The sequence below is a fragment of the Ruegeria sp. C9 genome, assembly GCF_056537585.1.
Genome location: NZ_JBQFRU010000007.1, coordinates 104,185 through 123,330 on the forward strand (window position 1 = coordinate 104,185; position 19,146 = coordinate 123,330).

General features: G+C 57.3%; 19 protein-coding genes. 6 read left to right on the forward strand and 13 right to left on the reverse strand.

Going from position 1 to position 19,146, the window contains the following annotated elements; translation table 11 throughout:
* Window positions 1-87: 87 nt before the first annotated feature.
* A complete protein-coding gene (cobT, locus tag ACR0NE_RS18185; RefSeq protein WP_170595920.1) occupies window positions 88-1,098 on the reverse strand; it encodes a nicotinate-nucleotide--dimethylbenzimidazole phosphoribosyltransferase in 1,011 nt (336 codons plus the stop codon).
* A gap of 79 nt (window positions 1,099-1,177) precedes the next feature.
* Between cobT and cobS the strand changes: the two genes are divergently transcribed.
* Window positions 1,178-1,942 (forward strand): adenosylcobinamide-GDP ribazoletransferase, encoded by a 765-nt coding sequence (cobS, locus tag ACR0NE_RS18190; protein WP_480459392.1) that lies wholly within the window; start codon window positions 1,178-1,180, stop codon window positions 1,940-1,942.
* On the opposite strand, the gene ACR0NE_RS18195 is transcribed toward cobS, so the two are convergent.
* The 6 genes from ACR0NE_RS18195 to ACR0NE_RS18220 form a co-directional block, all read right to left on the reverse strand.
* The gene (locus ACR0NE_RS18195) at window positions 1,939-2,700 is read right to left on the reverse strand and encodes an ion channel (protein WP_170596119.1); all 762 of its coding nucleotides are present in this window, start codon (window positions 2,698-2,700) and stop codon (window positions 1,939-1,941) included. The genes cobS and ACR0NE_RS18195 overlap by 4 nt on opposite strands.
* A 124-nt stretch (window positions 2,701-2,824) precedes the next feature.
* Entirely contained in the window at window positions 2,825-3,334 is a 510-nt protein-coding gene (locus ACR0NE_RS18200) for a CarD family transcriptional regulator (RefSeq protein WP_010439402.1), read from the reverse strand.
* A 284-nt stretch (window positions 3,335-3,618) separates the two neighbouring features.
* Window positions 3,619-3,957, reverse strand: coding sequence for a ferredoxin FdxA (gene fdxA, locus ACR0NE_RS18205; RefSeq protein ID WP_010439399.1), 339 nt, complete (start codon window positions 3,955-3,957; stop codon window positions 3,619-3,621).
* A gap of 65 nt (window positions 3,958-4,022) precedes the next feature.
* Complete coding sequence (locus ACR0NE_RS18210) at window positions 4,023-4,388, reverse strand: RNA-binding S4 domain-containing protein (RefSeq protein WP_170393403.1); 366 nt, start codon at window positions 4,386-4,388, stop codon at window positions 4,023-4,025.
* Window positions 4,389-4,394: 6 nt separating this feature from the next.
* Window positions 4,395-7,211, reverse strand: a complete 2,817-nt coding sequence (locus tag ACR0NE_RS18215) for a helicase-related protein (RefSeq protein ID WP_170595924.1) — start codon at window positions 7,209-7,211, stop codon at window positions 4,395-4,397.
* Window positions 7,212-7,234: 23 nt separating this feature from the next.
* On the reverse strand, window positions 7,235-7,843 hold the full coding sequence (locus ACR0NE_RS18220) for a tetratricopeptide repeat protein (protein WP_170405089.1): 609 nt from the start codon (window positions 7,841-7,843) through the stop codon (window positions 7,235-7,237).
* 30 nt (window positions 7,844-7,873) lie between these two features.
* Here ACR0NE_RS18220 and ACR0NE_RS18225 point away from each other — a divergent pair, with 30 nt between their 5' ends.
* The 3 genes from ACR0NE_RS18225 to ACR0NE_RS18235 all read left to right on the forward strand — a co-directional run bounded on the left by ACR0NE_RS18225 (window position 7,874) and on the right by ACR0NE_RS18235 (window position 11,035).
* Window positions 7,874-8,164 carry an SCP2 sterol-binding domain-containing protein gene (locus tag ACR0NE_RS18225; protein WP_170393409.1) on the forward strand — a complete coding sequence of 97 codons (291 nt, stop codon included), beginning with the start codon at window positions 7,874-7,876 and terminating at the stop codon, window positions 8,162-8,164.
* Window positions 8,164-9,135 carry an alpha/beta hydrolase gene (locus ACR0NE_RS18230; protein ID WP_170595926.1) on the forward strand — a complete coding sequence of 324 codons (972 nt, stop codon included), beginning with the start codon at window positions 8,164-8,166 and terminating at the stop codon, window positions 9,133-9,135. Before ACR0NE_RS18225 ends, ACR0NE_RS18230 begins: the two co-directional genes overlap by 1 nt.
* Window positions 9,136-9,214: 79 nt before the next feature.
* Entirely contained in the window at window positions 9,215-11,035 is a 1,821-nt protein-coding gene (locus tag ACR0NE_RS18235) for a M3 family oligoendopeptidase (RefSeq protein WP_170595928.1), read from the forward strand.
* A gap of 27 nt (window positions 11,036-11,062) precedes the next feature.
* On the opposite strand, the gene ACR0NE_RS18240 is transcribed toward ACR0NE_RS18235, so the two are convergent.
* Genes ACR0NE_RS18240 through ACR0NE_RS18250 form a run of 3 tightly spaced genes read right to left on the reverse strand, consistent with a single transcriptional unit; the run spans window position 11,063 to window position 13,272 of the window.
* Window positions 11,063-11,956 carry a DMT family transporter gene (locus ACR0NE_RS18240; protein WP_170595930.1) on the reverse strand — a complete coding sequence of 298 codons (894 nt, stop codon included), beginning with the start codon at window positions 11,954-11,956 and terminating at the stop codon, window positions 11,063-11,065.
* 15 nt (window positions 11,957-11,971) lie between these two features.
* Window positions 11,972-12,241 carry a DksA/TraR family C4-type zinc finger protein gene (locus ACR0NE_RS18245; protein WP_170393417.1) on the reverse strand — a complete coding sequence of 90 codons (270 nt, stop codon included), beginning with the start codon at window positions 12,239-12,241 and terminating at the stop codon, window positions 11,972-11,974.
* Window positions 12,242-12,297: 56 nt separating this feature from the next.
* Entirely contained in the window at window positions 12,298-13,272 is a 975-nt protein-coding gene (locus ACR0NE_RS18250; RefSeq protein WP_170393419.1) for a Gfo/Idh/MocA family protein, read from the reverse strand.
* A gap of 339 nt (window positions 13,273-13,611) precedes the next feature.
* On the opposite strand from ACR0NE_RS18250, the gene ACR0NE_RS18255 reads away from it, so the two are divergent.
* A complete protein-coding gene (locus tag ACR0NE_RS18255; RefSeq protein WP_170595932.1) occupies window positions 13,612-14,679 on the forward strand; it encodes a fasciclin domain-containing protein in 1,068 nt (355 codons plus the stop codon).
* 47 nt (window positions 14,680-14,726) lie between these two features.
* Here the strand turns inward: ACR0NE_RS18255 and rpoH are convergent, their stop codons facing one another.
* Both rpoH and ACR0NE_RS18265 read right to left on the reverse strand, forming a co-directional pair.
* Window positions 14,727-15,623, reverse strand: coding sequence for an RNA polymerase sigma factor RpoH (gene rpoH / locus ACR0NE_RS18260; protein ID WP_170393423.1), 897 nt, complete (start codon window positions 15,621-15,623; stop codon window positions 14,727-14,729).
* Window positions 15,624-15,770: 147 nt separating this feature from the next.
* Window positions 15,771-16,805 (reverse strand): RluA family pseudouridine synthase, encoded by a 1,035-nt coding sequence (locus ACR0NE_RS18265; RefSeq protein WP_170595934.1) that lies wholly within the window; start codon window positions 16,803-16,805, stop codon window positions 15,771-15,773.
* Between ACR0NE_RS18265 and ACR0NE_RS18270 the strand changes: the two genes are divergently transcribed.
* Window positions 16,804-17,106, forward strand: coding sequence for a DUF6476 family protein (locus tag ACR0NE_RS18270; RefSeq protein ID WP_170583872.1), 303 nt, complete (start codon window positions 16,804-16,806; stop codon window positions 17,104-17,106). The two genes, ACR0NE_RS18265 and ACR0NE_RS18270, sit on opposite strands and share 2 nt — an antisense overlap.
* A 2-nt stretch (window positions 17,107-17,108) precedes the next feature.
* On the opposite strand, the gene ACR0NE_RS18275 is transcribed toward ACR0NE_RS18270, so the two are convergent.
* Window positions 17,109-19,109, reverse strand: coding sequence for a hypothetical protein (locus ACR0NE_RS18275; RefSeq protein WP_170595936.1), 2,001 nt, complete (start codon window positions 19,107-19,109; stop codon window positions 17,109-17,111).
* Window positions 19,110-19,146: the final 37 nt, after the last annotated feature.

Below are 19,146 nucleotides of genomic sequence, written 5' to 3' on the forward strand. Positions count from 1 at the left end.
AGCAATCTCCCCCGCGTTCGTCTGTTCCAAAATAATTTGGGTGATTTTTAGCCAGCTACGAAGGGGGCAGCGCCCCCTGCCCCTGCCTTAGGCGTCCGACACACCTGCTTCAGCGAATGTCGCCATGCCGGAATGGCAAGCAACCGCGCTTTTCAGAATGTTGATCGCCAACGCCCCGCCCGAGCCCTCGCCCAAGCGCAGGCCGAGGGTCAGCAACGGCTCTTTGCCCAGCTTGTCTAGCATCGCGGCATGTGCGCCCTCGGCGCTTTGGTGGCCCGCGATGGTGTGATCAAGCGCTGTTTCCGAAATCTGCGCCAGACAGGCTGCAGCTGCGGTGCAGATGAATCCATCCAGAATAACCGGTATCCGCAATACGCGCGCGGCGGCTATCGCGCCAGCCATAGCCGCAATCTCGCGTCCGCCGAGACACCTTAGAATATGAAGTCCATCGCCCTGACCATGCAGAGCGACGCCTTCCGCAACAACCCGGGTTTTGTTCGCCAGTCCGGCATCATCCACACCGGTCCCGCGCCCGGTCCAGTCGGCGGCATCCCCGCCAAATAGCGCGCAAGCGATGGCGGCAGCCGGCGTGGTATTTCCGATCCCCATCTCTCCAACAACCAGCAGATCGGCCTGCGGATCAACCGCCTGCCATCCTGTGCGCAGTGCGCTTAGAAATTCCTCTTCGCTCATCGCGGGGGCTTGGGTAAAATCTGCGGTCGGACGGTCCAGCTCCAGCGCGTGCACGTCCATCTTCGCGCCCGCAGCCTTTGCCAACTGGTTGATCGCCGCGCCGCCATGTTCGAAATTCATGACCATCTGCACCGTCACTTCGGGCGGGAACGCCGAGACACCTTGAGCAGTTACGCCATGGTTGCCCGCAAACACGATGACCTGCGGCGCATCGATCCGAGGCCGCGCATCCCCGCGCCAACCTGCATACCAGATCGCCAGATCCTCAAGCCGCCCCAACGCGCCGGGCGGTTTGGTTAGTTGACCGTTGCGCTCTTCCGCGCCCTGCTTGGCAGCGGTGTCCGGACCGGGTGCGCCGGTCAGCGCATTGCGGAAACTGTTCAGGTCATTGAGTTCGGGCAGCATGGAAAGCCTCGTTGCATCAGAGTGGTTGTGTGTGTTTAACCAATGCTGGCAAAGCAACAAGACCCGGAAAGGCCTGGGAGTGACCAAAAACGACACCGCCCCGTTTTCCCTGTGGGATATCCCACTGGCTCTGGTCCTTTTGACGCGCCTGCCCCTGCCACCCCTGCCCGATCAAGCGTTCACCCGCCAGTCGCGTGCGACTTGGGCCTATCCCCTTGCCGGGCTTGTTGTGGGGGCGCTGGCTTGCGGCGTCGCCTGGATTGCAATCTGGGCGCAGCTGCCAACCCTTGCCACCGCCGCCCTACTGGTCGCCACGTTGATCATCGCAACCGGAGCGATGCACGAAGACGGGCTAGCCGATACGGCCGACGGGCTTTGGGGCGGCTTCACAACCGAACGTCGACTGGAGATCATGAAGGACAGCCATATCGGCACTTACGGCGTACTGGCCCTGTTGCTGGGCCAACTGCTTCGAATTGCTGCTGTCATGGCACTGATCGGTGCGGGTCTGTTGACGGGCATATTGGCCGCCTGCCTGTTCTCACGCGCCGTGATGCCCGTGCTGATGCGCGCGCTACCCAACGCTCGCAAATCGGGGCTGAGCCATTCGGTTGGTGCGCCCCCCTTGTCTGCGGTGCTGGCCGGTATCGTGTTGGCTATCGTCCTGTCGCTATTGCTGCTGGGTGGATCAGCCATCACGCCGATGCTCTGCGCCCTGCTTGCAGCGGCTTTTGTCGCTCGCATCGCCAAGACCAAGATCGGTGGCCAAACCGGTGATATTCTGGGGGCCACGCAGCAGACCTCGGAAATCACCTTCCTCCTGGCGCTGACAGCCTCAATCTAAGACGCCCCACCGGTTTCAATGCGCAGCGTCGCGCCACAGTGTTTGCAATGCACAGCATCCGGATCGTGCCGGAACAGGCCGCAGCTTGGGCATTTGTAGCGCACTTTCTGCGGCATGAAGATCGCCTGCGCCAGACGGACAAACAACGCCACGCCAACAACCATGATGAAAACGGAAAACAGCTTTCCCGCTGGTGTGCCCAGCGTGATATCTCCGAACCCCGTTGTCGTCAGGGTCGCCATAGTGAAATAAAGTGCGTCGATATAGGGGGTCTGCGCATCTTCGGGGACGAAAAAGACCAGTACTGCAGTCGAGGTTGCAAAAACAAAGACCATCAGATTGATCGCCGCAATCACCGCGTCCTCGTGGGTTCGGAAGAAAGGACTATCTCGGCGCAAATCCCGCAGCAGATGATAGGAATGGATCAGCCGCAATGCGCGCAATATCCGAAGAAACGCGAGATTGCCGGTTAGGAACGGGTCAAGCAGCAGCGACACGATCACAACGATGTCTGCCATCGTGTAAATCTGACGCAGCAGTTTCCAGCGGTCTTTGGAAATCCACATCCGCGCGCAGAAATCCATTAGGATGATCAGCCCGACACCCAGACTTGCCGCCGTCAGCCCAGGCCCGTGCGGGATATTCGCCGTGGAGACAAAAAAGATGATCGAGGCGATATCGAACAGGATCAGCCCATAGCGAAACCAGACCGAGATCGGCTCGTGGCTGATGTAGAGAAACTTGACAGTTTGCTTCATCATGTCCCCGTATCTTCCTGCAGTTACAGAAAAATACCCGACACACACCACAAGACCAAGCGCCTAGTCACGAAAAAGGGCCGCCCCGGATATCGGGACGACCCTTAAATTGGCTCGAACGCAATCAGGCTGCGCGTGAGGTCAGAACCTCATCGACCTGTTTGGCAGCCGAAATCTCATCGGCGCCAGAAACTGCGGCCACTTCGCGTGTCAGACGTTCCAGCGCGGCTTCGTACAGCTGCCGCTCGGAATAACTCTGCTCGCGCTGGTCGTCGGTGCGGTGCAGGTCGCGGACCACTTCGGCGATCGAGATCAAGTCGCCCGAGTTGATCTTTTGCTCGTATTCCTGCGCCCGGCGCGACCACATGGCACGCTTGACCTTGGCTTTGCCCTTCAGCGTCTTCATTGCCTGGCTGATCACATCCGGTGAGCTGAGCGACCGAAGCCCCGATTCAGTGACCTTGTTAGTCGGCACGCGCAGGGTCATTTTGTCTTTTTCAAAAGAAATCACGAACAGCTCAAGTGAGAAGCCTGCAACTTCCTGCTCTTCGATTGATACGATCTGACCTACGCCATGAGCCGGGTAGACGACATAATCGTTCGGGCGGAACTCAAGCTTTTTCGATTTCGACATTCATATTCATCCTTCATTTCTGATCGGGACATGAGACGACAAAAGCACCACAGCCGAGGCCCTGCATGGCCCCGTCAGGCGGCTTATTTGTCATAAATTCAGAACTCCAAAGCGAGCATACTTACGGAGCACATCCCAATCACAGTCATCATTCGGTCCTAAGTATATCACAAATTTGCGACACTCAAAAGACCGCGCCAAGGTAAATGGGAAATTCCCTTTCTACCTCAACTAATTAATGCACAGATTGATGCCAAATGAACGGTAACCGGCTGCCGAATCGGTCAACCGCCCTCGCCGGGGGCTTCCGAGAAATATTTCTCCATCTTGCCTTCTTCGCCGTCGCGTTCCTCGGCCTCGGGTAAGGGGTCTTTTTTGGTCACGATCACCGGCCACATTTCCGAGTATTTCCGGTTGAACTCGACCCACTGCTCCATCCCCGGCTCGGTATCGGGGCGGATGGCGTCGGCGGGGCATTCGGGTTCGCAGACACCGCAGTCAATGCATTCGTCGGGGTGAATGACCAATGTGTTTTCACCTTCGTAGAAACAATCCACCGGACAAACCTCGACACAGTCGGTGTATTTGCAGCCAATGCAGTTTTCGGTGACAACGTAGGTCATGTTGGATTTCCCGTTTGCGCTTTGGCGACTAGCTAATCCAGTCTGACCGCCGCTTCAAGGTCAGATCACCCCTTTGGGATGCGAGAAAGATCAAGCGCGCGTCTTTCTTTCTTGGTTGGACGACCTTTTCCCTCAAACGCAGGATTCTTGGGCGATACGTCCTGCTTTTCGGTCATATCGAAGTACAAAGCTTGCGCCTCGGGGGCCGGGCCGCGACGCACGCCAAGCGCTTCGATACGTACAACCCGAACAATACGCCCCTGCGGAAAGGTCAGGACATCTCCGGGTGCCACGGCTTGCGCCGGTTTCAGCACCCGATTTCCGTTCAGACGCACATGGCCGCCGCTGACCTGTTTGGCGGCCAGGCTACGGGTCTTGAAGAACCGCGCCTGCCACAACCATTTGTCGATCCGCAGCTTGGCCTCGGCCATCGCGGATCAGTTGCCGTCCTTCAGACCCATCAACGCTGCCGCAAATGGGTTATCGGGATCGATTGCCTTTTCCTTTTTGGGCGGCCGTGACGAGAAGGTCTTGGCGCCCTGAGGCTTGCCCCCCTTCTTGCCATGCGGCTTGCCCTGAGGTTTACCACGCGGCTTGCCCTTGCCCTGCCCCTGCTCGCGACGCGGACCACGGTTTTGCTGACGTTGGCGGCCCCAAGTGAAGGTGTAGAACACCTCAATTTCGGGCTCATCCAATTTGGACTCTGCTGATTTCTCAGTGGCCGCAGCCTCGGCTGCCGCCTCGGTGCTTTCGGAGGCTTCGGCTACTGCCTCGGTGGTTATACCGACGTCATCCGCTTCGGCATTTGCGGTCGGTGTCTCATCGACGACGGGTTGTTCCTCAGCTTCCGCCACAGGCTGCTCCGTGGGGACCGGCTTGGCCTTCTCACGTTCGCCGCGTTCGGCCTTGTAACCCAGTCCCTGCATCAGGTCTGCAAACTGTTCCAAGGTCATGCCGGTAATTGACAACATGTCGGGTTTGGCTTCGAACCCACCGCGGCTATCCTCGGACCGCAGCATGTCGGCCAGCCGTTCCAGCATATCGATCCGGATTGAGCGTTCGCCCGCATCGCGGTAGCCGCACATGGTGTCATAGCCCTGCGGCGCATCCTTGGCGACCGGAACGGTAACCAGACCCGGAGGTGGTGCTTCGGGGAACTCCTGCAAGCCGCCGGACAATGCCCATAGTACCAGACGCAGGCGCGTTGGCGCGGGTTTCAGCAGCAGCGGCATGAAGATGGTGAATTGACCGAACCGGATGCCATGTTTACGCAGCGCACCACGGGCGTCCTGATCCAGATCCTTGACCTCTTGCGCAACCTGCACACGGGGCAGCACGCCCAACGACTCGACCATACGGAAGGCAAAGCCCTTCGCCAGGCCCGTCAATTCTTCATCCCGCGACAGGTTCAGAAGCGGTTCGAACAGGGCTGCCACTTTGCGGTCGATGAAATGCTGCAGGCGGCGCTGAACCTTCTGTTCCACGTCCGGCCCGGCGGCCTCATCGACAAAAACCTCGACCACAGGCTTGAGAGGCTCGGCACCGGCAACAAGTTTGCCCACGGCATACTCGCCCCACATCAGGCCACCCTGATCGGTGAAATCAATTTCGGTATCGGGCGCATTGTAGAAGCGATCGGCACGCAGATGGAATTGCGGCGCGAGTGCTTGCAGAGAGGCTGACTTCAAGGCTTTCGCTTCAGTCCCCTGCGCGCTTTTGTCCGGGGTAAACCGGAACCCTTCCAGACGACCGACGAATTCACCTTCGACGGTCACTTCACCCTTGTCATTTACTTCGGCCAAAAGGGCCTCCTTCTGTTTGAGCCGGCGCAGCAACACTGACGTGCGCCGGTCCACAAATCGCTGAGTCAAACGGTCGTGAAGAGCGTCCGACAGCCTGTCTTCTACAGTGCGCGTTTCCTCGCGCCAATGGGATTCGTCACGCACCCAACCGTTTCGTTGCGCAACATATGTCCAAGTGCGAATATATGCCAACCTTTTGGACAATGCATCAATGTCGCCATGGGTTTGGTCGATACGGCGGATTTGCCGCGCCATGAAATCATCGGGGATACTTCCGCGCTCATGCAGATGGCCATAGATCACCTCAAGCAGGCTGGCATGTTCGGCATGGCTGATGCCACGAAAATCGGGGATTCTGCACACATCCCATAGCAAACGGATCGACGGTCCATCGCTGGCACGGGCAACAACTTCGGTGACTTGGGACAGAGATTTCAGGACGTTCAGATCGTCAGCTGGCCGCGCTTTGATCAGGTGCTCATTGTCTGGGCTGACCTCAAGCGAGTCGATTAGTGCGTCGATTGAGCCGAACCGCAAAGCGGCATTCCGCCAATTCAACTTTTTCATAGGCGTGAACCGGCTGTCCATAATGGCTTGGGCTACGCCCTCATCCAGCGGCGGAGCCTCGCCCGTCACACCAAACGTGCCATCCGACATTCCGCGCCCGGCCCGTCCTGCGATCTGGGCCAACTCGTTGGGGGCCAGGGGCCGCATTCGGCGGCCATCAAATTTGGTCAGAGATGAGAACGCCACATGGTTCACATCCAGGTTCAACCCCATTCCGATGGCATCCGTAGCCACCAGATAATCAACCTCACCGTTTTGATAGAGGTCAACCTGCGCATTCCGCGTGCGAGGGCTGAGCGCCCCCATGACGACCGCCGCCCCGCCCTTTTGGCGACGAAGCAGCTCGGCGATGGCATAGACATTGTCGACCGAGAATCCGACGATCGCACTGCGCGCAGGCATTCGGCTGATCTTTTTCGAACCGGAATAGACCAGCTGAGACATCCGTTCACGCCGGATGAACTGCGCTTCGGGCACAAGGGCCGCGATGGGGCCGCGCATGGTGTCAGAGCCGAGGAATAGCGTTTCATTGGTGCCGCGCGACCGCAACAGGCGGTCAGTAAAGACATGGCCGCGTTCGGGGTCCACGCAAAGCTGAATTTCGTCAATCGCCACAAAATCAGTGCCCATGCCTTCTGGCATCGCCTCAACTGTACAGACCCAGTATTGGGTGCGCGGCGGTACGATCCGTTCCTCGCCTGTCACCAGCGCCACAACAGACGGACCGCGAATAGCGACAATTTTGTCATAGACCTCGCGCGCGAGCAGTCGCAGCGGCAGACCGATGACACCGGTCCGGTACCCCAGCATACGTTCAATCGCGTAATGAGTTTTACCTGTGTTCGTCGGGCCAAGTACGGCCACGATTCGGGATGACCCGCTCACCTTTGCCCCCTGCGCCCTAAGACTTACAGCGCCTTGCCTTCAACCTGAGGCTTCAGCCGATTCACGGCATTGGTTACTTCTTCATGATGGGGATGTATAGCCAGCGCACGTGAATAGGCCTCAAGTGCTTGTTCTGGCTTGCCCACGATCTCAAAGATGAGGCCAAGGCCGTAGATAGCGTCGTAGTTGTTCGGATTCAGCGTCAATGCCTGTTCAAGATCCGCCGCAGCCATGCCAAACCTGTCAATGCCGAAGAAAACCGAAGCGCGCACATGCCAACCCTCGGCAAATTCGGGTGCGTGATCGGTAAGCGCCGTCAAATGATCAAGCGCGGCCTCGACATCCCCGTCATCCAGCGCTTCGCGTCCGCGTTCCAACAGCAAATCCGCCGAAGCCGAACCTGATTGTGACCACAGCGCCTGCAATTGCCGATCCAATCCGATGGCCTGTTCGGGCGTCGATTGCGCCAGTTGCTGCAACAGTGATGCCTCGTCCCGCGAATCCGCCTGCTGCGCGATGCAACTGGTGGAAAACGTGACTATGACGGCAAGTGCCGCGACGGTACGTTTGAGATTGGTGATTGCAATACCCATAACAATGGTCAGTGTAGCGTAGCGACCGGGGATGTCCATTCACGGCGCATGAACAATATGAGGAAGACCATGAGCGATATTCTGGAAAAAGCCGCGGCGGCATTGAATGAGAAACTGTCGGGCGGCGATTTCGATGCGTCAGCCAAATTTGCCATTGCCGATCTGGGTTCTATCATTCTGGATGCAAGCGGTGCGCGGGTAAGCGACGAAGATGCTGATGTGACCCTCAGCGCCGATGCGGACACCTTTGAACAGATCCTCAGCGGTGACCTGAACCCAACCGGTGCGTTCATGTCCGGCAAGCTGAGCGTTGACGGAGACATGGGTATCGCCATGAAACTCGCCTCGGTGCTGGCCTGATGGAGTTTTCGCCGGCCCCCTTATTCGAAGACGTGGCCGGCGGCCCTGCCGATGGTGCGGCGCATTGGCTGATCACCGAAGATCGCAAACGTATCCGCGTGGCACATTGGCTGCCCGGAGGCGATACGCACGGCACGGTGATGCTGTTCCCCGGTCGCACGGAATACATCGAAAAATATGGTGATACCGCCAAGGAATTTGTGAACCGGGGCTTTGCAAGCCTCGCGGTCGATTGGCGCGGGCAAGGGCTTGCAGATCGCCTGCTGGATGATCCGCGGATCGGTCATATCGAACAATTCACGGATTACCAGCACGACGTTCGCTCAATACTGAAACTGGCCGAAAAACTGGAGTTGCCCAAGCCCTGGTACGTCATAGGCCATTCCATGGGCGGGGCTATCGGGCTTCGCGCCGTTCTGGAGGGGGCTGATTTTGCGGCCTGCGCCTTTACGGGCCCGATGTGGGGGATTTTCTTTACACCAATCATGAAGCCGCTCAGCCAGCTAACTGCCTATTGGGGGCCACGCTTGGGCTTGGGCGAGAAAACACCGCCCACCACCACGCTGGAGAGCTATGTGGCCTCACAGCCCTTCGAAGGAAACGTGCTGACACGCGATCCGGCGATGTACCGAATGATGCAGGATCAGTTGGCCGCACACCCTGAACTTGCTTTGGGCGCACCGTCTACCATCTGGCTGCGCGAGGCGCTGGATGAATGCACCTGGCTGATGGAGCAGACCGCGCCCGAGATCCCTGCCCTGACCTTCTTGGGTAGCCATGAACAGATCGTAGACCGCAAGGCCATTCGGGCACGTATGGCCAACTGGCCTAGCGGTACTCTGGTCGAGATCCCCGACGGCGAACACGAAGTTCTGATGGAGGCACCCGAGGTGCGCGGGCCGGTCTTTGATCAACTTGCTGCACATTTCGCGGCAGCCGCGGCGAAACCAAAACCCGAGCCCTGTCATTAAGGTTTGACCAGACAGCTTGCTTGTGATCCGGACGTGCCGCGCCTAAATGTTTGCCAACGCAGTTTATTCGAGGTGTTCCATGCGCGACCTTCCCTTTCCCGTCCGTGATGCAAATGCAGGCGGCGGTGCCGATGATCTGGGCAATTTGCCGGAATGGGATCTGACGGACCTCTATGCCTCGGAAGATGCACCCGAACTGGCCCGCGATCTGGACTGGTTGGAGGGCGAATGTGCGTCCTTTGCCGCAGATTATGAGGGTAAGCTGGCCGAATTGGACGCAGCTGGACTACTGACCTGCGTGCTGCGCAACGAAAAGATCAACGCCATCGCCGGGCGGATCATGTCCTTTGCCGGATTGCGCTATTACCAACTGACCACCGACGCGGATCGCGCCAAGTTCCTGTCTGACATGCAGGAGAAGATCACCGTCTTCACCACGCCTCTGGTGTTCTTCACGCTGGAACTGAATCGCATCGACGATGACGCGCTGGCTGCTCATTTTGTCGCCAATGCCGATCTGGCGCGATACGAGCCCGTGTTCCGCCGTATCCGCGCGATGAAGCCTTATCAACTATCCGACGAGCTTGAGAAATTTCTGCACGATCTCGGCGTGGTCGGCGATGCATGGGAGCGCCTGTTCGACGAGACAATTGCGGGCCTGACCTTTACCGTTGATGGCGAAGAGTTGAATATCGAAGGTACGCTGAACCTTTTGACCGAGCAGGATCGTGCCAAACGTGAAGCTGCCGCGCGCGAACTGGCCAGCGTTTTCCAAAGCAATATCAAAAGCTTCGCGCGCGTGCACAATACGCAGGCCAAGGAAAAAGAAATCGTTGACCGCTGGCGCAACATGCCAACTGCTCAGACTGGTCGCCACCTGTCGAACGATGTCGAGCCCGAAGTGGTCGAAGCCCTGCGCGAGGCCGTTGTGGCCGCCTACCCCAAGCTGAGCCATCGTTACTACGAACTGAAACGCAAATGGCTTGGTCTGGACGTGATGCAAGTGTGGGACCGTAATGCTCCGTTGCCGATGGAGGACACCCGCATCGTCGATTGGTCCGAGGCCGAGAAGACGGTGATGGACGCCTATAACGCGTTTGATCCTCGGATGGGTGAGATCGCAGCTCCCTTCTTCTCGAAGGGTTGGATCGATGCGGCCGTGAAGCCCGGCAAAGCGCCTGGCGCCTTTGCGCATCCTACCGTGACCGAAGTTCATCCCTACGTGATGCTCAACTATCTGGGCAAACCGCGCGATGTGATGACATTGGCGCATGAATTGGGCCACGGCGTGCATCAGGTATTGGCCGCCAATCAGGGCGAGATGCTTTCATCGACCCCGCTGACCTTGGCTGAAACTGCTTCGGTCTTTGGTGAAATGCTGACCTTCCGCAAAATGCTGGATCAGGCCGAGACAGCGGAACAGCGCAAGGTGTTTCTGGCCGGTAAGGTCGAGGACATGATCAACACAGTCGTCCGCCAGATCGCCTTCTACGACTTCGAATGCAAACTGCACGCCGCCCGTCGTGAGGGCGAGCTGACACCAGACGATATCAACGCCCTTTGGATGAGCGTTCAGGCTGAAAGCCTTGGCCCCGCATTCGAATTCATGGACGGGTACGAGACTTTCTGGGCCTATATCCCGCACTTCGTCCACTCGCCGTTCTACGTCTATGCCTATGCCTTCGGTGATGGCCTCGTGAACGCGCTGTATTCGGTTTACGAAAGCGGTGCAGACGGGTTTGAGGACAAGTATTTCGAAATGCTGCGCGCCGGTGGCTCCAAGCACCATAAAGAGCTTCTGGCCCCGTTCGGACTGGACGCCAGTGATCCCGAGTTCTGGGACAAAGGCCTGTCGATGATCTCGGGATTTATTGACGAACTGGAAGCGATGGAAAGCTAAAGTTGAAAGGCAGCCTGTATGGCTGCCTCATTTCTCTTTGGCTGATTTCATGGTCGTCACGAAAATGGCCGTGACAATCAATACCGCGCCGACAATCGCAAGCGGTGTGATCGTTGCGCCCAGAAACAGTGCCGAGTTGACAAAGGTAAACACAACCGAGGCGGCGAATAGCAACGTCGCCGTCAATGTCGACACGCGGGCGGCGGCCTCGTACCAAAGATAATAGGCAAGCGCGGTCGGCAAAACGCCCAGAAGGATCAAGAAGATCACATCGTTTGCGGTCGGCATCTGAATAGAAAAAGCCGCCAGTGGCACCAGCAAAACGCCCGAACACAAAAAGATGCCAAACAGGAAGTTCAACCTTTCGGCAGTGGTCTCCGATGACTGCATCGCGCGGCTGCTGGAAATCAGGAACACCGCCCAGCTAAGTCCCGCCCCGATTTCCATCAGATCGCCCAGCAGGGGTTCTCCCCCGCCTTGAAAATCCCGATAGACGGTTAGAAACACACCGAGGATCGCCAGCAGGGTTGCCAATACATCAGTCCGGCCAACGGTGGTATCCGCGAAGAAATACAGGAATATCAACACAAAGAACGGCGCGGTATTCTCAAGCACCATCGCATTCGCGGCACCTGTATGCTCCAGGCCAATATGGAACAAAATATAGTTCACCACCGTCGACAACACCGCCAGTCGGAAGTTCCAATCCCTGTACTGGATTGAAACCCGTGCGCCCATCACCCGCAACATGCAGTAAATCGCAAAAGCAGCAATGTACAGGCGCGACACGGCAATCTGTAACCCGCCGAGATCACTAGTCAAATATCGCACGATAACGCTGTGCGTGCCCCATAGAAACGCGGCTAGGAACCCAAGAACCAACCCGTTTTGCAGTACTGATCTCTGCGGCTGATCCTTCACCGGGTGCTCCTCGCGTTATTTCAACTGACTGTCTTTCGAACCCCGCCGATTGATCCCGCCACGGGATTTGAAGCTGCTGTCACGCTCTTGCTGGCAATCCAGGCACAGCTTTACGCCGGGCAGAGCAAGGCGGCGTTTTTCGGGGATCGGTTCTTCGCATTCGGCACAATGGGTCAGGCTTTCGCCCACAGGTCGCTTTTGCGCCTGCATCCGCGCCAGTTCATCTGAAATCGACGCTTCGATCTGTTCACTCACCGCGCCATCGCGCGCCCAGCCGCCCGCCATTTAGCCCTCCTGATCCGGTCGGGACAGGATACGCGAGACACCACAGGCGTGGCAAGCTAGAGCGAAACGGCGGCGTCAAAGACCTGATCGATAACCTCTTGTGTGCCCCTCACGAATTCCAACGAACAGGGATATTCAACCCCTTCGCGAACCGATCGGCAGAACGCTTCGACCTGCAATTGATAGTGGTTGTCCGCTGGAAACCGGGGCACCAGAACTTCAAGGCCCGGTCGGTGCAGTTCAACCCGCGCCTCGCCGAACACGCGCGCATTGAACGGAGCGGTTAGACGGATCATGCCACCTTCTCCGTGAAACACCATTTCCTGATGTGGATGCATGCGTGTTGAGACGTAGGCGGAATAGGTAAATTCGGGAAACTGCGCGCGTATTTCGGTGAAGACATCCACGTCATTTTCCCACCGGATCGCACCGCTGACCGAGACCGGCTCTTGCCCAGTTGCAAACCGAGCGCTGCCGATAACATACACCCCGATGTCACGCAGCCCGCCCCCACCGGTTTCCGCACGGTTGCGGATGTTGCCCGTGTCCGCCCGGTTGTCATAGCTGAACGCCCCGGTGACATGGACCAGCCGGCCGATCGCTCCGTCCGCGATCAGTTTATGGGTCAGATGCCACTGAGGGTGATGCACGATCATATATGCTTCGGCAGCCAGCAAACCCGTCTGGTCCCTCTTTGCGATCAGCGCGTCAAATTCATCAGCCCGCATGGTCATCGGCTTTTCGCACAGCACATGCTTGCCCGCATCCAGCGCCTTCAGGCTCCATTCGACATGAAGATGGTTGGGCAGCGGGATGTACACCGCCTCAATCTCAGGATCGGCTAGCAATGCCTCATAGCTGTTGTAGACATTCAGATCAGGGCAATATCTGGCAAAGGGCTCGGCCTTAGCCGGATCCGAGGTCGCCAACCCCGCCAGCCGCGCGCCCTCTGCCGCATGGATGGCGGGCGCCATGTGTTGTCGTGCGAATCTGGCTGCACCCAGAACACCCCAATTGACCGGTTTATGCATGCGCGCCCCCTAAAAATTGATGTAACCCGCCCAGGGCGAGTTCTATGTAATTCAGTTCCTGATCTGTCTATCAACCACCTGCCAATAAGTCAGTCCTTTCTCTATCTATTTGAATATCATACGCCTCGGCAAATTTTTTGATGAGATTAAAAAACCCCGATAACCTTATACTTTATATCGATAATCAAAAACCGATCGGCGCCAATCCTGCCCTCGCAAATCAGTTTTGTTGATCCAGTCTGATGCTGCCGCCGTAGCTCAAACATCGACTGAATCATGCTCGGATCGAGCTCTGGCAATATCCGAAGCAACGGCAAACAGGGTGGGAGGCTTACTGAAATGCCAGCAACACATACGATTACAGGAACAGTACTAAAAAGCGGTGATCCCGGAACGTTTGACAGCGACAATCAGGATTTCGACATTCTCCGCGAAGCGGTTATTGCAGCCGGGCTGGCGGAAACGCTGGACAATCCTGAGGCAGAACTGACCGTCTTTGCCCCAAATGACGCCGCCTTTATTACTCTGGCACAAACGCTTGGGTATAAAGGGGATGACGAGGCTGGAGCATTGGGCCACATCATCAAGGCGCTCACCCTGCTTGGCGGCGGAGACCCCATCCCTTTGCTAACCAACATTTTGAAGTATCACGTGGTCGATGGTGAGTTCGACAGCACCACAGTGGTCGGTCTAGGCGACGGGGCTGAAATCCAAACTCTGCTTGGGTCGTCAGTCGAACTGAACCTTGAAAGCGATCCTCCCAGCCTGAGCGATGCCGATCCGGGCATCGACGATCCCGGCTTGATCGCGTTCGACGTGGATGCGTCAAACGGTATCATTCACGTACTTGACGGCGTACTTCTACCCGTCTCGGTGTCGGGCATTCTGGGCAAAAAGAACACGGACTTTATCCTGGGTGACAGCAGCGATGAATTCATCTTTACCGGACGCGGCAAAGACTTTGTTCACGGTGATGGTGGCAATGACGTGATCAACACCGGCTCGGGCAATGATGTGGCGCTTGGCGGTGCCGGGAACGACATAATCTTCGGGGGGCGCGGAAAGGATATTCTGCGTGGCGATGAAGGCCATGACAAAATCTTCGGAGGTCGTGGGAAAGACATCATCGACGGCGGCGAAGGCAATGACAAACTCTTTGGTGGGCGCGGTAAGGACACGTTTGTGTTCGATGAAGGCGACGGTCACGACTGGATTGTCGATTTCCGCGTCGGCAAGGACAAGATCGACCTGTCCGAATACGATGGCATCAACAGCTTTGAGGACATCGAAGACGATATCGACGGAAAGTTCTTCGGGACCAAGATCGAGTTGGACGACGGAGACAGCATCTATCTATCAGGCATCTGGGCAAGCCACCTGTCCGAGTCCGATTTCATTTTCGCATAACTAAAAAAATCAGCCCGCTCATATGGCGGGCTGATATCTGTCTGGGGTCAGTTTGAACCCAGCATACCTTTTTCGCGCGCAAGCTCTCGCATCTTCTTTTGCAGCTTCTCGAACGCGCGCACTTCGATCTGACGAATACGTTCACGGCTGACATTGTACTGCGTGCTCAGCTCTTCCAGCGTAACAGCCTGGTCCATCAGACGGCGCTGAGTCAGGATGTCTTTCTCGCGATCGTTCAGAACATCCAGCGCAGCAGCGAGCAATTCGCGCCGGGCTTCCAATTCATCGCGCGCCTCGTAGTCACCAGCCTGATCGGCATCTTCATCTTCCAGCCAATCCTGCCACTGCATGGTGCCTTCGCCTTCGGACCCCACGGTCGCGTTCAGCGATGCATCGCCACCGGACATCCGACGGTTCATGCTGATCACTTCTTCCTCGGTCACTCCGAGGTCTTCTGCAATCTTGGCCACGTTTTCAGGACGCAGATCACCCTCTTCCAGCGCGCCAATGCGTGCCTTTGCTTTACGCAGGTTGAAGAACAGCTTTTTCTGCGCCGATGTTGTACCCAGTTTCACCATCGACCACGACCGAAGGACGTATTCCTGGATCGAAGCGCGGATCCACCACATGGCATAGGTCGCCAGCCGGAAGCCTTTTTCGGGGTCGAATTTCTTGACCGCCTGCATCAGGCCCACATTGGCCTCGGAAATCACCTCGGCCTGCGGCAGGCCATAACCGCGATATCCCATGGCGATCTTGGCCGCCAGACGCAGGTGTGACGTGACCATTTTATGCGCGGCCTCGGTATCCTGTTCCTCGACCCAGCGCTTGGCCAGCATATATTCTTCCTCCGGCTCCAGCAGAGGAAACTTGCGAATCTCCTGCATATAGCGGTTCAGCCCACCCTCGGGTGTCGGCGCTGGAAGATTTGAGTAATTTGCCATTTATTTCTGCCCCTTGGACAAATGTTTAAGCCCTTAACATGGGATATGGGTACCAGACCCGATACATTCAAGAGGATCTGTTAACAGTCTGAGATTAACCCTATGTAAAGGAAAGCTGAAAAGGCCTTTTTCACAAGCCTTTGCAGTTTATTTCAGTGGTTTTCTGAGATTTTCCAGCAGGTCCGCCATATCCTGCGGCAGCGGGGCTTCAAAACGTAATACCTGGCCCGAAACCGGGTGTTCGAAGCCTAACACTGCTGCGTGCAGAGCTTGGCGGGGGAAAGCCTGCACCGCCTCGGCGGCCTCAGGCGTGAATGACCGCGCAGCCAGTTTGCGCTTTCCGCCGTAAACCGGGTCTCCGACAAGCCCGTGGCCGGCATGGGCCATATGGACACGGATTTGATGCGTTCGGCCCGTCTCAAGCCAGCATTCGATCAAGGACAGACCGCCGGGCGTTCCAAAAACTTCGACAATCCGCGCCCGTGTCACTGCGTGGCGGCCTCCGTGAAACAGCACGGCCTGCTTTTGCCGATCCGTCTTGTGCCGCGCCAGTTGAGTTGTTAGGCGCATGATGTTGCCGGGCTCAAAGCTGACACCCTTGATCCCACGCAACCGAGGGTCATTGGCATCCGGCACACCATAGCAGATCGCGCGATAGTAGCGCTCGACGCTATGCGCCTCGAACTGGGCAGCCAGCCCGTGATGCGCCGCATCCGATTTCGCCACAACCAGCAACCCGCTGGTTTCCTTGTCGATCCGGTGCACGATGCCCGGACGCTTGACGCCCCCAACGCCCGAGAGATCATCCCCGCAATGATGCAGCAGCGCATTGACCAGCGTACCGTTCGGAGACCCCGGAGCCGGATGTACCACCATTCCCGCAGGTTTGTTGATCACGATCAGATCGTCATCCTCAAAGACGACCTCCAGCGGGATATCTTCGGGACCGATGTGGCTGTCCTCGGCCTCGGCCACGGTGATCCCGATCTGCGCACCTTCGGCAATCTTGGCTTTGGGGTCTTCGACTACCGCACCATCGACAGTCACGGCCCCTTCATTGACCAGTCGGGCCAGCCGGGTGCGCGACAGGTTCTCTTCCGCTGGCACATCCCGCGCAAGCGCCTTATCAAGGCGGGGCGGCGGAGCGGCCGCGATATGAAACTCTATCAGGCGGGTGCCCATGACTGTCCCTTCCGAACCTCAGGAACCGCAGGAAACACCGCAGCTTCGACTGCTGCGGCGGATGGTCATGCTGTTGACCGCGGTAATGATTGGCGGGGTTCTAGTGACATTCGCCCTGATTGTCATCCGCCTATCGGACCGCACTCCGAAGCTGCCCGACCAGATCGAACTTCCGGATGGCGCAAAAGCGCAAGCGTTGACCATCGGCAACAACTGGTATGCGGTCGTGACCGACGACAATCGCATTCTGATCTTCGACAAGACAACCGGAAAACTACGGCAAGAGGTCGCGCTGGATTAGCGTCAGGCCTGACCCGAAAGCCGGTTCAGCTGATTGGTAAAGCGCTTGTGAGGCGGATAGAGATCGCGCGCTTTCTCAAGATAGGGACGTGCCTTGTTCTTGTTCCCGCGCCGCATGTGTATCTGGCCCGCCATGCCCTGAATGACGACGGTGACTTCATCCAGATCGGCAGCTTTCAGAATGAACTTTTCACCCTGACCGGTCTTGCCCGTCCGCTCTAGCAAGCGCCCCATGGCAAACAGAAGAAACGGGCTTTCCGGGTCACAAGCTAGCGCCTCTGACATCGCTCGATGCGCAGTTACGGTATCGCCTTCTGCTTCGTAAAGTTCGGCCAGCCGCTTTTGGTACAAGGCACTTTCCGGCACACCAGCTACGATCTGGCGGGTTTTATCAATGGCGTGGGCCCCGGACAATTCACCCAGTTGCCTCTGTAGTATCACCCTCGCGCCCAACAATCGCGGGTCGTCTGCTGGTACGTCGTGAATCTCATCGAGTGAGGTAGAAAGCGCTTCCAATCTTTGTTGGTGATCAAAGATACGACTTGCGCGTTGATCCAGCGCCAACTCGGCCCAATCCAAGAGTATGAAATCGAAGTTGCAAGAACGCCTGACAACAACATTGCGCTGAACCAGATACAGGTTATTGAACGGTGGAAATCGGCGTTGCCGAACGACCTTCTGCAACGACCAATCCACAGGCGGCATTAGCCTAAGCGCAAGTTGGGCGCGGTAGAGCATTCTGGACCCCAGCACCACAACATCCGGCCGTAAGGGTTTGGACCAGAACGCTTTAGCAAAGTGCAGCGTCGCCGCACCGCGCTTGCCCTGCATGCCAAGAACAGCGCCGCGCAACGCGCACAAAACAGAATAGTCTTCGGGCCAGAGATGCGGGTTCTGCAATCCCTCTTTGGCATGTGCCTCGCTTTCCTGCCACTTCGACAGGTAAAAACAGTTCAGGGATTGCAGAAGTGGCATAAAGGCGTTGTCGGCCCCGGCGTCCAGAATAGGTTTCGCACTATCATACGCCTCTTCGCAGCGATCCTGCGCTGACAGATATTGCACCGCCTTTGAATAGATATGCGCCGCCTCTGAGGGATTCGGAAAGGCCGATGGCCCCTTCGCAACCCGTTCGATGAACCGCGCATTGGCCGCCTGCATCTCATCCTTGGACAATACATCGCGGAACACTTTACGCTGCTGCCCCGAAATCCGGGCTGCAGCCATTGAAAAGCCAGATATGTGTGGCGCGATCACCTGATCCGCCCGTGACATCGCAAAAAGCTCCAGAAAGTCCCGCTGCGCCCGGGTCAGAGCCGACAGATCAGCGATATCCGACATCTGCATGAGCTCCGGAAACCGCTGCTTGAAACGGTCTATCACCTCTGGCTGATCCGAAAACATGATCGCCGTCTGGCCCTTGGATTTCTCCAGATGGGCCTCGTAAAACTCGTCAGGTTCGATCTTGGCGGGCCAGATCGAATGCTTCCATGGTAATCCGTTCAGGATTTTTCCGCGTCGAATGTGGTAAGCCGAAACCCCCTGCCCCGAGAGCTTCTGATCCGCGCGATCCATGATCTGACGAACCTCATCCACAAATCCTACGCGATGTATGAAATCGCGATAGCGGGGACGGATGGTTTCGATCTCTTCCCACGGGAAGACCAATATCTCGTTCGCTTCTTCGACCAGAACCGAACGGCCAGACGCCAAATGGTCGATCAGCCGCTCGGGCGATGGATCGTTCTGGAAGGCCCAAATTGGCAGAGCGGTCGCGCTTATCGTGTCGAACTCTGCCTGATCAAGGAAATGCGCATCCATCCAGTCTTTGGTGAATAACTCCTCAGTATGATCCAACTCCGGCGCATCGGCGCCTTGCGGGAACCAGTTCACCCGGTAGTCTGTCCCAAAGTCTTCGGCCAGACGGATACAGGTCAGGATCATCAGCAGGCGCGCGCCCAAACAATCCGTACGCTGACCAATGAAAACGCCACGCGTTTGGATCATTGCGCGATCCGGGTGGTCAATGCCCTGCCAATTATTC

Bases quoted from the DNA above. Each gene is read 5' to 3' on its own strand.
- ACR0NE_RS18200 (WP_010439402.1), bottom strand. From the start codon at position 3,334: ATGTCGAAATCGAAAAAGCTTGAGTTCCGCCCGAACGATTATGTCGTC.
- ACR0NE_RS18225 (WP_170393409.1), top strand. From the start codon at position 7,874: ATGAGCGATATTCTGGAAAAAGCCGCGGCGGCATTGAATGAGAAACTG.
- ACR0NE_RS18245 (WP_170393417.1), bottom strand. From the start codon at position 12,241: ATGGCGGGCGGCTGGGCGCGCGATGGCGCGGTGAGTGAACAGATCGAA.
- cobT (WP_170595920.1), bottom strand. From the start codon at position 1,098: ATGCTGCCCGAACTCAATGACCTGAACAGTTTCCGCAATGCGCTGACC.
- rpoH (WP_170393423.1), bottom strand. From the start codon at position 15,623: ATGGCAAATTACTCAAATCTTCCAGCGCCGACACCCGAGGGTGGGCTG.
- ACR0NE_RS18250 (WP_170393419.1), bottom strand. From the start codon at position 13,272: ATGCATAAACCGGTCAATTGGGGTGTTCTGGGTGCAGCCAGATTCGCA.
- fdxA (WP_010439399.1), bottom strand. From the start codon at position 3,957: ATGACCTACGTTGTCACCGAAAACTGCATTGGCTGCAAATACACCGAC.
- ACR0NE_RS18275 (WP_170595936.1), bottom strand. From the start codon at position 19,109: ATGATCCAAACGCGTGGCGTTTTCATTGGTCAGCGTACGGATTGTTTG.
- ACR0NE_RS18195 (WP_170596119.1), bottom strand. From the start codon at position 2,700: ATGAAGCAAACTGTCAAGTTTCTCTACATCAGCCACGAGCCGATCTCG.
- ACR0NE_RS18255 (WP_170595932.1), top strand. From the start codon at position 13,612: ATGCCAGCAACACATACGATTACAGGAACAGTACTAAAAAGCGGTGAT.
- ACR0NE_RS18210 (WP_170393403.1), bottom strand. From the start codon at position 4,388: ATGGCCGAGGCCAAGCTGCGGATCGACAAATGGTTGTGGCAGGCGCGG.
- ACR0NE_RS18265 (WP_170595934.1), bottom strand. From the start codon at position 16,805: ATGGGCACCCGCCTGATAGAGTTTCATATCGCGGCCGCTCCGCCGCCC.
- ACR0NE_RS18220 (WP_170405089.1), bottom strand. From the start codon at position 7,843: ATGGACATCCCCGGTCGCTACGCTACACTGACCATTGTTATGGGTATT.
- ACR0NE_RS18270 (WP_170583872.1), top strand. From the start codon at position 16,804: ATGACTGTCCCTTCCGAACCTCAGGAACCGCAGGAAACACCGCAGCTT.
- ACR0NE_RS18235 (WP_170595928.1), top strand. From the start codon at position 9,215: ATGCGCGACCTTCCCTTTCCCGTCCGTGATGCAAATGCAGGCGGCGGT.
- ACR0NE_RS18230 (WP_170595926.1), top strand. From the start codon at position 8,164: ATGGAGTTTTCGCCGGCCCCCTTATTCGAAGACGTGGCCGGCGGCCCT.